Here is an 11411-nt window from a genome sequence, read left to right as displayed (position 1 = left end):
GTTCTGCACGATGCGGGGGCGCTGTTCTCCACCGCCGCTGTTCTGCGCCTCGAAGCGGAAAGACCCCTCCGAAGGGACGGTGGACGACGCCGGGGTGGTGTGATCGCCCGACGGGCAACCGGTGATGCCGGCGATCCTGCCGGACTCGACGACCGATGAACCGATGCTCCTCTCGAGGGCGCAGCCGTGGCGCAGGCCCCCGCCGCACTCGTCGATGTGCTGCTCGCGGTGCGGTGAGTAGAGTGACCGCGTGGGCGCCGGATACGCGCAGATCCCCGCGTAACGACCTTGGTGAGACTTGGGTAGTATTGCCGCAGGTTATCGGCGTGTGCCGGCCTTGCGGCGCTGTCGCGGAGGGTGCGGGCGAGCGTTCGGAGCCCACATGGACGACATACCGATCGGGGACTTTCGGCGGACCCTGCCTCAGCGCATACCCCGCGCTACGGCTAGGTTCTACGTGAATGTCCGGAAGTTTCTCGTAGGTCTGAGCTTGAGAGGGATCCTTCGTGCCCGCTGAGAATGACACCAACCCCACCCTCAGCTACCCCGGTGGCGAACACACGATGTCGATCGCCAAGGCGACGGAAGGCAATGACGGTATCGAGCTGGGCAAGCTCCTTGCGGCGACCGGGTACACCACCCTGGATCCGGGTTTCGTCAACACCGCCTCCACCAAGTCGGCGATCACGTACATCGACGGTGAGGAGGGCATCCTGCGGTACCGCGGATACCCGATCGAGCAGCTCGCCGAGAAGTCCACGTTCATCGAGGTCAGCTACCTGCTGATCTACGGTGAGCTGCCGACCGCGGAGCAGCTCGAGGTCTTCACCGACAAGATCCGCCGCCACACCCTGCTGCACGAGGATCTCAAGCGGTTCTTCGACGGCTTCCCGCGCAACGCGCACCCGATGCCCGTCGTGTCGAGCGCTGTCAACGCCCTGTCGGCGTACTACCCCGACTCCCTCGATCCGGACGACTCCGAGCAGGTCGAGCTGTCGACGATCCGTCTGCTCGCCAAGCTGCCGACCATCGCGGCCTACGCGTACAAGAAGTCGGTCGGTCAGCCCTTCCTCTACCCCGACAACTCGTTGTCGCTGGTCGAGAACTTCCTGCGCATGACCTTCGGCTTCCCGGCCGAGCCCTACGAGATCGATCCCGAGATCGCGCAGGCGCTCGACATGCTGCTCATCCTGCACGCCGATCACGAGCAGAACTGCTCGACCTCGACGGTGCGTCTCGTCGGCTCCTCCGATGCCAACCTCTTCACGTCCATCTCGGGTGGCATCAACGCGCTGTGGGGCCCGCTGCACGGCGGCGCCAACCAGGCCGTGCTCGAGATGCTCGACGGCATCGCCAAGTCCGAGGGCGACGTCAAGGATTTCGTCCGCAAGGTCAAGAACAAGGAAGACGGCGTGAAGCTCATGGGCTTCGGGCACCGCGTCTACCGCAATTACGACCCGCGGGCCGCGATCGTCAAGAAGACCGCCGACCGCATCCTCAAGAAGCTCGGTGCGGGCGACGAACTGCTCGAGATCGCGATGAAGCTCGAAGAGGCCGCCCTCACGGACGACTACTTCATCGAGCGCAAGCTGTACCCGAACGTCGACTTCTACACGGGCCTGATCTACCGTGCGATGGGCTTCCCGGACCGCATGTTCACCGTGCTGTTCGCCCTCGGCCGCCTGCCCGGCTGGATCGCGCACTGGCGTGAGATGCACTCCGACCCGACCCTGAAGATCGGCCGTCCGCGTCAGATCTACACCGGCTACACCGAGCGGCCGTACACGTCCCTCGAGGAGCGCTGACCCTCGTAACGACCGGACATCTCGACCGAATCCCGACGAGGAGACACGCATGACAAAGCCCGAAATCGAGTTCCAGGAGGGCCCCGCTCCCACCCAGTTGGTCATCAAGGACCTGGTGGTCGGCGACGGTGCCGAGGCGGAACCCGGATCGAAGGTCGAAGTCCACTATGTCGGGGTCGAGTTCGATTCCGGTGAGGAGTTCGACTCGTCGTGGAGCCGCGGTGAGTCCATCACCTTCCCGCTGTCCGGCCTGATCGCCGGCTGGCAGGAAGGCATCCCGGGCATGAAGGTCGGCGGGCGTCGCCAGCTGACCATCCCGCCGGAGCTCGCCTACGGTCCGGCCGGATCGGGACACCGCATGTCCGGCAAGACCCTCGTGTTCATCATCGACCTGCTCGCCGTGCAGGTGCCGCCGGAGGTTCCGACGATCGAGCCGGCGACCGGCCCTGCGCCCGCCGATCTCGTGATCGAGGACATCACGATCGGTGACGGCGACGAGGCCCAGCCGGGCGGCGTGGTCGACGTGCACTACCACGGTGTGGAGTACGAGACCAACGAGGTGTTCGACTCGTCGTTCGCTCGTGGCGACTCCGCCCGGTTCCCGCTGGGACGGCTGATCCCGGGTTGGCAGGAGGGTATTCCGGGCATGCGCGTCGGTGGACGTCGCAAGCTCACGGTGCCCCCGCAGCTCGCGTACGGACCGGCCGGTTCCGGGCATCCGCTCGGAGGCAAGACACTGGTCTTCGTGATCGATCTGCTCGGCGTCGGATAACCGCGCCCGCAACGGCATTCGAGGCCCGCGACAACGGTGGTCACACCGATGTCGCGGGCCTCGTCGTCGTTCGGCGGCCGGCCCGGGTCAGTGTGGGGGTGCCCCGAGCATCGACAACGCCAGGTCGACGTAGTGACGGGCCAGGTCGTCGACGTCCATTCGGCCCGGGCGGTACCACCGGGCGACATCGATCCCCAGCGACAGGACGGCCAGGGCTGCGGTGGGCACGTCGCCGACGCGGAACGCACCGCTGCCGACTCCGGAGGAGATGACCTCGCGGACCACGGCGTCGGTGCGCCGGCGGATCTCGGCGATCTCGCGGTAGTGCTCCTCCGAGAGCGCGTGCAGTTCGTACTGCGCGACGCGGCAGGTCGTGTGGTGCACCGCGTGGATCCGCACGAATCGGTCGACGATCGCGCGCATCCGCTCGACCGGATCGGTGGAGATCGCAGCAGCGCTCTCCACCTCCTCGAGAACGTGGAGGTGTCCGTTGCGACCGGCTTCGAAGAGTACTGCCTCCTTGGACGGGAAGTGCACGTACAGAGCGGCGGGGCTCAGTCCCGCGCCGACGGAGATGTCCCTGGTGGTGGTCGCGTGGTAGCCACGTCGGGCGAAGGACTCCACGGCGGAGGCGACGAGCCGGCGCGCGACGTCGGATCCGCCGGCCGGAAGGGCGGCGGCGGGGGAATCGACGGTAACGGGCGCGTCGGAGGTCTGCTCGGGTGTGTCGGTCACGGGGTCCGTCCTGCGGGTCGCGGAAAAGGCATCGTTGACATCATGCACCGGCATTGCTCTACTGAGTGAGCGCTTAGTTCGTTCCTGCTGCGGCCGGATACCCGCGTCGCCCGAAAGGATCCCCGATGCCCTCACCTCTCCTGTCCCGCCGCGACCTGGACTTTCTTCTCTACGACTGGCTCGACGTCGAGTCCCTGACCATGCGGACACGCTTCGCCGACCACTCTCGGGAAACCTTCGACGCCGTACTCGCCCTCAGCGCCGACATCGCCACCAAGCACTTCGCGCCGCACAACAAGAAGGCCGACGCCCAGGAACCCCGCATCGGGGAGGACGGCCGCGTCGAGATCATCCCCGAGGTCAAGGACGCCCTGGAACTGTTCTCCAAGGCAGGCCTCCTGGCGGGCGGATTCGACGAGGAACACGGCGGGATGCAACTTCCGGTGACGGTGCAGCGCGCGTCGATGGCGTGGTTCCAGGCGGCGAACGCCGGAACCTCCGCCTATCCCTTCCTCACGGCGGCGAACGCGAGCCTGCTCGTCGCGCACGGCAGCGACGAGCAGATCGCCACCTTCGTACCGCCCATGCTCGAGGGGCGCTTCTTCGGCACCATGTGCCTGTCCGAACCCCAGGCAGGCTCCTCGCTCGCCGACATCACCACCAAGGCCGTGCCCGCGGACGACGGCTCCTACCGCCTCACCGGCACCAAGATGTGGATCTCCGGCGGCGATCACGAACTCACCGAGAACATCGTCCACCTCGTCCTCGCCAAGATCCCCGGCGGACCGGACGGGGTGAAGGGCATCTCGCTGTTCATCGTCCCGAAGTTCCTCGTCGAGGCCGACGGCACCCTCGGCGAACGCAACGACGTCGCCCTCGTCGGCCTCAACCACAAGATGGGCAACCGCGGCACCACCAACACCCTGCTCAACTTCGGAGAGGGCGTCCACACGCCCGGCGGAAAGGCCGGTGCGGTCGGCTACCTGCTCGGCGAGCCGCACAAGGGCCTGTCGTACATGTTCCACATGATGAACGAGGCGCGGATCGGCGTCGGCTTCCTTGCCACCTCCCTCGGGTACGCCGGATACCTGCAGTCCCTCGACTACGCCCGCACCCGCACCCAGGGCCGTCCGCTCGGCGCGAAGGATCCGGCCTCCCCGCAGGTTCCTCTCGTCGAACACGCCGATGTACGGCGGATGTTGTTGGCGCAGAAGTCGTACGTCGAAGGTGCGCTGGCGTTGGGCTTGTACTGCTCGAAGCTCGTCGACGACCAGCGCACGGCCGAGAGCGAAGCGGCGCGCGCACGCGCCGGTCTGCTGCTGGACCTGCTCACGCCCATCGCGAAGTCCTGGCCGTCGCAGTGGTGCCTCGAGGCCAACAGCCTCGCGATCCAGGTGCTCGGGGGCTACGGCTACACCCGCGAGTTCGACGTCGAACAGTTCTACCGCGACAACCGCCTCAACCCCATTCACGAAGGCACCCACGGTATCCAAGGTTTGGATCTGCTCGGCCGCAAGGTGATCATGCAGGGCGGTGCCGCTCTCGCGCTGCTCGGCGAAACGGTAGGACGGACCATCGCGCAGGCGACACAGGCAGGGGGCGACGCCGCTGCTTACGCGGAACAGCTGGGTGCGGCCGTAGGGCGCGTCGCGGAGACCACCGCGACGCTGTGGTCCACCGGCGATCCCGCTGTGGCCCTGGCGAACTCGTCGGTCTATCTGGAAGCCGTCGGACACGTCGTCGTGGCGTGGCTGTGGCTCGAGCAGCTCCTTGCCGTAGGCAACCGCGAGGGCGACTTCTTCGACGGGAAGCGCGCTGCCGCACGCTATTTCTTCCGTTTCGAACTGCCGAGGACCGGCCCGCAGTTCGATCTGCTCGCGAGCCTCGACCGGACGACCCTGGACGTGTCACCGTCGGCTCTGTGACGGTCTCTCCCAGGTCACCGTGAGCGACCCGCCGACCGGTAGCGCATGCCACCGGTCGGCGTAGTCGTCGAAGGTGTCCACGATGCGGTCGACCACCGGTACGACGTCCTTCTCGGAGACATGGGCCGGCAGCCCGTCTGCCAGGCGGCGCCGCGCCTCCCAGACGGGGACGGCGATGCGCGCCAGTTCCTCCGACCTGATCATGTCGGCCTCCGCGCGCGGGGGCATCGCATGCTTCTTCGACCTGCGGCGCCGACCGGCCCGGGTTCGTTCTGCGTCGTCGGCAGGCCAGAACAGGCCGTTGTCGCCGGCGGCCAACTGTCCGTAGACGCCGAGCTCGATGCCCGCCTCCCTCTCGACCAGCAGGTGCACGAGGTCGTGGGGGAGATAGGGGTGACCGCCCGGGCCGTTGCGCGGAGCGAGTTCCGGTCCGGTCTCGCGATGCACCGCGATCTCGTACCCGATGCCGGGACCTTTCGTGAAGACGACGCGCATGGCCGTCACGGTAGGTCCCGCAGGCAGGGGACCGCATCCGATTTTCAGGCGGATGCCCGCTCCACGAGCAACGACAGCGCGTGACGCACCGTCTGTGCGAGCACCTTCTCGGGGTCACCGTCGAAGTGCTGCTCCTCGCTGCGAGTTCCGTCCGGACCGGTCGTCGCGAAACAGACCGTGCCCGGCGGACGGCCGTCCTGCGGATCGGGTCCGCCGGCTCCGCTCACGGCGACGACGATCCCGGCTCCCAGGAGGCGGGAGGTGCTCTCCGCCATCGTGCGCGCCGCGGTCTCGCTGACCACCGGACCTTCGGGTACGTCCAGCAGGCCGTACTTGACCTCGCGCGAGTACGCGACGATGCCGCCGCGGAACCAGTCGGAGCTGCCCTTCGCGGCACCCAGACGGGCTGCGAGCGTGCCGGCGGTGAGCGATTCCGCGCAGCCGAGCGTCAGCTCCTTGTCGGAGGCGAGCTGTGCCAGCTGCTCGATCAACTCGTCGGAGGTGTCCGTCCCCTCCACCACATCGTCATCGGCCATGCGTGTCTCCTTCCAGAGCATCGGTCCGCACCCAGCGGGTGAGCAGGGTGCCGTCGTCGTCGCACACCAGGTGCGCACGTCGCAGGGGGGTCAGGGCAGCCGTCGGTGCGTGCGCGATGCGCCCGGCGTTACCGGCGGCCAGGACCGGCGCCCAGGTCAGACACAGCTCGTCGACGACGCCGTCCTCGATCATGCGGCCGAACAGGCTCGGCCCGCCCTCGCACAGCACGCGGAGCCATCCTGCCTCGCCGATCGCGGCGAGCAGGGAGGGTCCGTCGATCACCGCGTCGGCGATGACGCGTACCTCGCCACCGGCGGCCTCGACCGCGCGCCGGGCGCTCCCGGGGGCACGTGCGGTCGTGAACACCACGGGCGGGATCGTCGTATCGGTGAACAGACGCAGGTCGGGTGGCAGGTCGCACGAGGCGGTCACCACCGCGACCGGGGGTATCGGAGCCAGCCCGGCCTCCTGCCGCCGCGCCCGCAGGGCCTCGCTCGTCCGGGCGCCACCGTAGTTCTCGGCGCGCACCGTGCCCGCACCCACGAGGATCACGTCGGCGAGCTCGCGCAGCAGTCCGAAGACCTTCTTGTCGGAAGGGGAACCGAGGGCGCCCGACCGTCCTTCGACCGCCACGGCGCCGTCGAGCGAGGACACGAAGTTGATCCGCAGCCACGGCCGGGACAGGTCGTCGGGATAGGCGTAGAGCGCGCGCAGCGCCGTGTCGTCCACGTGCTGCGTCGCAGGGGTGCCGTCGAGTCGTCGCATGTCGCCGATCAGATCACTTGCGCTCTACGGATGCACGTCACGCGCCGTGCCCGGCCTCGAGATCGCCCACGGACGCGAAGGTCATGAGGCGGTCCAGGTCGCCGCGGAGCTCGCCGCGTTCGGGTTCGAGGAGAAAACCTCCGTGGTCGCCGGTCGTGAACGTCTCCAGGATCCGGCCGACGAACCAGGCCCGCGGGCCGTCGAGCACGGGCAGGCCGTACGGTCCCTCCCGCCACGAGCAGCGGGCGAACTTGTCGATGTCGTCACCGGTGTGCTCACCGAACAGCGCCGCCAGTTCGCGATCGGCCGGGGTCAGGACGTGTACCGCGAGATGCTTCGCCTTCGACGCCACCCGGTACGTCCGGTTCTTGTCCGACAGCGCCACGAGGAAGCGCGCCGGATCGATCGCGGACTGCGTCGCGAATCCGATCAGGCAGCCGCTGCGTTCCTCACCGTCGAATGCGGTGACGATGAACATCGGGTAGTCGAGCTGCGAGGCGATGTCCGCGAAACCGTCGGCGGATCCTTCGAGTGGGATGTCGGGCATGAGCCGAATCGTACGGCCGTCGCACCGCTGCGGCGGCGCGTTCGGTCCCGGTGCGGTTGTGAGTTTGGTCCGGGTGCGACCGCGGGTACCCGCCGCAGTATGGATGCCGAGCACAGACGTGACGGGTCATCGGGTGCCACCCTCGCACCCGACGATCCGCGCAAACCCGACTCTCCGACCGATCTGTCCAAACCGTCGTGGAAGTATGTGCTGCGCAGGACGATTCGAGAGTTCAGTCGGGATCAGTGCACCGATCTCGCCGCCGCGCTGACCTACTACGCCGTCCTGTCGCTGTTCCCGGCCCTGCTCGTCGTGGTCTCGTTGCTCGGTGTGTTCGGCCAAGGGCAGACGACGGTGGATGCCGTGCTCGGCATGGTCGAAGATCTCGGTCCGTCCTCCGCCGTCGACACGCTCCGAGGGCCGATCGAACAGCTCGTCGCCGCACCGACAGCCGGATTCGCCCTGATCGTCGGTATTCTCGGCGCGCTGTGGTCGGCATCGGGATATGTCGGCGCCTTCGGTCGCGCCATGAACCGGATCTACGAGATCGAAGAGGGGCGGCCCGTCTGGAAACTGCGTCCGCTGATGCTGCTGATCACCGCCGTGGCCCTGGTGGCCGCGGGCGCCACCGCCCTGATGCTCGTGATCAGTGGTCCGGTGGCACGGACGATCGGCGACGTCATCGGCCTCGGCGACACCGCTGTGACGGTATGGAACATCGTCAAGTGGCCCGTGATGCTCGCGCTGGTGGTCATGATCGTCGCTGTGCTGTACTACGCGACACCCAATGTGTCCCAGCCGAAATTCCGCTGGGTCAGCCTCGGATCACTCATCGCGATCCTGGTGTGGATCGTGGCTTCGGTGGGATTCGCCTTCTACGTCTCGAATTTCGGCAGCTACAACAAGACCTACGGATCCCTCGCCGGCGCGGTGATCTTCCTGCTGTGGTTGTGGATCACCAACCTGGCCCTGTTGTTCGGTGCCGAGTTCGACGCCGAGATGGAGCGAGGTCGCCAGCTGCAGGCCGGTATGCCTGCCGAGAAGACACTGCAACTGCCCGAACGTGATTCACGCGCGAGCGAGAAGAACGCCGCCAAGCTCGATGAACTCGTCGAGCACGGGCGGAAACTGCGTGAAGCCCACAGCGGGGACAACTCCTCCGAGGAGGCGACCGACTCCGTGGACCCTCCCCGACCCCCGACAGAAAGGAGTCCGCGATGACGACGCCCGGCGGCAATGCGCGTCCCGTGGCCGAACAACCGAAGAACCTGTCCACGGTCGAACTCACCGAGCGGCTCACCGAACAGGTGTCGACCCTGGTCCGGACCGAGGTCTCACACGCGCTCGAGGAGGTCAAGTCCAAGGGCACCCGTATCGGTGTGGGCGTGGGTATCTCGGGTGCGGGAGCGGTCCTGCTGTTCCTGGGACTGGCGACGCTGATCGCGACGGCCGTGCTCGGCCTCGCCACGGCCGTCGAGCCGTGGCTCGCCGCCCTCATCGTCGCGCTCGTGGTGCTCGCCGTCGGAGGCATCCTCGCGGCGGTCGGTGCCTCGAAGGCGAAGAACGCCGCACCCCCCGTGCCGGAACGCACGGTCGCCAGTGTCCGCGCCGACATCGACGCCGCGAAGGGAGCAACGAAGTGACCGCATCCGACAACGATGGGCGTCCGGAGGACGTGGCCGACATCGAACGTCAACGGGCCGAACTCGCCGCGACCGTCGGCGAACTCACCGACCGACTCGACGTGCCCACGAGGATCAAGCAGTCCGCGGCCGAGCGGGCGGAGGTGGTGCGCACCCGGCCCGACCTGATGGCGGCGGCCGGAGGGGTGCTCGCAGCAGTGATCGTGCTGTTGATCGTGAGGCGCCGACGACGCAGGTGACGCAGGCGTACCCCGGCGGACGGATACTCGTGCTCTGCACCGGGTATCCGTCCGCTGCCGTGTACACCCTCCTTGGCGTGCCGTCAGCCGCCGAGTTGCTGCTTCAGCGCGTCGAGCACCGCCGGATCCTCGATCGTCGACGGCACCGTGTACTCCTCGTGGTCGGCGATCTGCCGCATCGTCTTGCGCAGGATCTTGCCGGAGCGTGTCTTCGGGAGAGCCTGGACCACCGTCACATCGCGGAAGGTCGCGACCGCGCCGATCTGGTCGCGGACCATCGCGACGAGCTCTCGGCGCAGGGTCTCGGGATCGATCTCCACGCCCGCCTTGAGCACTACATAACCCGACGGGCGCTGACCCTTGAGTTCGTCGCGGATGCCCACCACCGCGCATTCGGCGACGGCAGGATGTCCGGCCACCACGGCCTCCATGCTGCCGGTCGAGAGCCGGTGCCCGGCAACGTTGATCACGTCGTCGGAGCGGCCGAGGACGAAGACGTAGCCGTCCTCGTCGATGTACCCGGAATCGCCGGTGAGGTAGTAACCGGGGAATGTGTCGAGGTACGAGCGGCGGTAACGATCCTCGTCCTGCCACAGGCCGGCCAGGGTGCCCGGCGGCAACGGCAGCCGGATGACGATGTTGCCCTCGGTGTTCGGATCGACGAGCCTGCCTTCGCCGTCGACGATCTCGACCCGGTATCCCGGAACGGGGACGGTCGGGGAGCCGGCCTTGAGCGGCATCGCTTCGAGGCCGCGCAGATTGGCGGCGATCGCCCAGCCCGTCTCGGTCTGCCACCAGTGGTCGACCACCGGACGGTCGAGCACCTTCGTCGCCCAGTGGTAGGTGTCGGGGTCGAGGCGTTCACCGGCGGCGAAGAGCGTCCGCAACGAGTCGATGGGGTACTTCTTCAGCTCCTCGGCATTCGGATCGGCCTTGCGCACCGCGCGAATCGCGGTGGGGGCGGTGAACAACGCCTTGACGCCGTTCTCGGCGATGATCCGCCAGAACGCGCCCGCATCGGGTGTGCCGACGGGCTTGCCCTCGTACATCACCGTCGTCGCGCCCACCAGCAGCGGACCGTAGACGATGTAGGAGTGGCCGACCACCCAGCCCACATCGGAGGCGGTCCACCACACGTCGCCCGGGTCGATGTCGTAGATGTTGTGCATCGACCAGGTCAGAGCTACGGCGTGCCCGCCGTTGTCGCGCACCACGCCCTTGGGCTTCCCGGTGGTGCCGGAGGTGTAGAGGATGTAGAGCGGGTCGGTCGCCGCGACCGTCACGGGCTCGGCGGGAGCGGCGTCAACGCAGAGCTCGTCCCAGTCGAACCACGCCGCGGAGGAGGTCTGGTAGTCGGCCGCCGAACCGGGGATCTGCTCACGATCCTTGACGATCACGGTGTGCGGCGGCGTCGGCGACAGACCGATCGCCTGCTCGACGATCGGCAGGTACTCGATCGTGCGGCCCGGTTCGAGACCGCCGGAGGCCGTGACCAGCACGACCGGCTTCGCGTCGTCGATGCGGGTCGCGAGTTCCTTCGCGGCGAACCCACCGAAGACCACCGAGTGCACCGCCCCGATACGGGCGCAGGCGAGCATCGCGATCGCGGCCTCGGGGATCATCGGCATGTAGACGATCACGCGGTCGCCGGCCACGACACCCTGGTCCCGCAGCACCCCGGCGAACGTCGCGACTTCGTCGAGCAGCTCTGCGTAGGTGTAGGTGCGCTTCGCGGGGACCATCGCCGAATCCCAGATCAGCGCCGGGCGGTCGCCGTGCCCCGCGCGCACGTGCCGGTCGAGCGCGTTGACGCTGGTGTTCAGGGCGCCGTCCGGGAACCACCTGTACGACGGTGCCGCCGAGTCGTCGAGAGCTCGCGTCGGCGCGCTCTCCCACTCGACCGCCTGGGCGGCCTCGAGCCAGAATCCCTCGGGATCCTCGGTGCTCC

12 protein-coding genes and 1 pseudogene are annotated in these 11411 nt (G+C 67.9%); 7 read left to right on the top strand and 6 right to left on the bottom strand.

Annotated elements, in window-relative coordinates; all coding sequences use genetic code 11:
* The first annotated feature begins 506 nt into the window (after positions 1 to 506).
* The 3 genes and pseudogenes from R1101_RS0108590 to R1101_RS30925 all read left to right on the top strand — a co-directional run bounded on the left by R1101_RS0108590 (position 507) and on the right by R1101_RS30925 (position 2577).
* Positions 507 to 1805, top strand: a complete 1299-nt coding sequence (locus R1101_RS0108590) for a citrate synthase (protein WP_016933032.1) — start codon at positions 507 to 509, stop codon at positions 1803 to 1805.
* Positions 1806 to 1854: 49 nt separating this feature from the next.
* Positions 1855 to 2205 (top strand): annotated as a pseudogene (locus tag R1101_RS30930) (FKBP-type peptidyl-prolyl cis-trans isomerase); the annotation flags it as partial.
* Positions 2182 to 2577, top strand: a complete 396-nt coding sequence (locus R1101_RS30925) for an FKBP-type peptidyl-prolyl cis-trans isomerase (RefSeq protein ID WP_232284705.1) — start codon at positions 2182 to 2184, stop codon at positions 2575 to 2577. The pseudogene R1101_RS30930 and the gene R1101_RS30925, both read left to right, overlap by 24 nt.
* Positions 2578 to 2664: 87 nt before the next feature.
* On the opposite strand, the gene R1101_RS0108580 is transcribed toward R1101_RS30925, so the two are convergent.
* On the bottom strand, positions 2665 to 3360 hold the full coding sequence (locus tag R1101_RS0108580) for a TetR/AcrR family transcriptional regulator (protein WP_026003042.1): 696 nt from the start codon (positions 3358 to 3360) through the stop codon (positions 2665 to 2667).
* Between the two features lie 77 nt (positions 3361 to 3437).
* Between R1101_RS0108580 and R1101_RS0108575 the strand changes: the two genes are divergently transcribed.
* Positions 3438 to 5237 carry an acyl-CoA dehydrogenase gene (locus tag R1101_RS0108575; RefSeq protein WP_016933029.1) on the top strand — a complete coding sequence of 600 codons (1800 nt, stop codon included), beginning with the start codon at positions 3438 to 3440 and terminating at the stop codon, positions 5235 to 5237.
* Here the strand turns inward: R1101_RS0108575 and R1101_RS0108570 are convergent.
* From R1101_RS0108570 to R1101_RS0108555, 4 genes are read right to left on the bottom strand one after another with little or no spacing between them, the layout of a single operon-like run.
* Positions 5220 to 5732, bottom strand: a complete 513-nt coding sequence (locus tag R1101_RS0108570) for a hypothetical protein (protein ID WP_026003041.1) — start codon at positions 5730 to 5732, stop codon at positions 5220 to 5222. The two genes, R1101_RS0108575 and R1101_RS0108570, sit on opposite strands and share 18 nt — an antisense overlap.
* A gap of 44 nt (positions 5733 to 5776) precedes the next feature.
* On the bottom strand, positions 5777 to 6268 hold the full coding sequence (locus R1101_RS0108565; RefSeq protein ID WP_016933027.1) for a CinA family protein: 492 nt from the start codon (positions 6266 to 6268) through the stop codon (positions 5777 to 5779).
* Entirely contained in the window at positions 6258 to 7034 is a 777-nt protein-coding gene (locus tag R1101_RS0108560; RefSeq protein ID WP_016933026.1) for a pyrimidine reductase family protein, read from the bottom strand. Before R1101_RS0108560 ends, R1101_RS0108565 begins: the two co-directional genes overlap by 11 nt.
* A 37-nt stretch (positions 7035 to 7071) precedes the next feature.
* Positions 7072 to 7581 (bottom strand): flavin reductase family protein, encoded by a 510-nt coding sequence (locus R1101_RS0108555; RefSeq protein ID WP_016933025.1) that lies wholly within the window; start codon positions 7579 to 7581, stop codon positions 7072 to 7074.
* 99 nt (positions 7582 to 7680) lie between these two features.
* Here R1101_RS0108555 and R1101_RS0108550 point away from each other — a divergent pair, with 99 nt between their 5' ends.
* From R1101_RS0108550 to R1101_RS0108540, 3 genes are read left to right on the top strand one after another with little or no spacing between them, the layout of a single operon-like run.
* Positions 7681 to 8802 (top strand): YihY/virulence factor BrkB family protein, encoded by a 1122-nt coding sequence (locus R1101_RS0108550; protein WP_016933024.1) that lies wholly within the window; start codon positions 7681 to 7683, stop codon positions 8800 to 8802.
* Positions 8799 to 9224 carry a phage holin family protein gene (locus R1101_RS0108545; protein WP_016933023.1) on the top strand — a complete coding sequence of 142 codons (426 nt, stop codon included), beginning with the start codon at positions 8799 to 8801 and terminating at the stop codon, positions 9222 to 9224. The genes R1101_RS0108550 and R1101_RS0108545 overlap by 4 nt, the downstream gene beginning before the upstream one ends.
* Positions 9221 to 9463 (top strand): DUF3618 domain-containing protein, encoded by a 243-nt coding sequence (locus R1101_RS0108540; RefSeq protein WP_016933022.1) that lies wholly within the window; start codon positions 9221 to 9223, stop codon positions 9461 to 9463. The genes R1101_RS0108545 and R1101_RS0108540 overlap by 4 nt, the downstream gene beginning before the upstream one ends.
* 83 nt (positions 9464 to 9546) lie before the next feature.
* On the opposite strand, the gene R1101_RS0108535 is transcribed toward R1101_RS0108540, so the two are convergent.
* A partial coding sequence (locus R1101_RS0108535) for a propionyl-CoA synthetase (protein ID WP_016933021.1) occupies positions 9547 to 11411 on the bottom strand: 1865 nt, incomplete at its 5' end.

The organism is Rhodococcus sp. R1101, from assembly GCF_000278445.1.
GTDB classification, from domain to species: Bacteria; Actinomycetota; Actinomycetes; order Mycobacteriales; family Mycobacteriaceae; genus Rhodococcus; species Rhodococcus gordoniae.
Note: the sequence above shows the minus strand (reverse complement) of the source record. Positions and strands in the feature narration are given on the sequence as shown.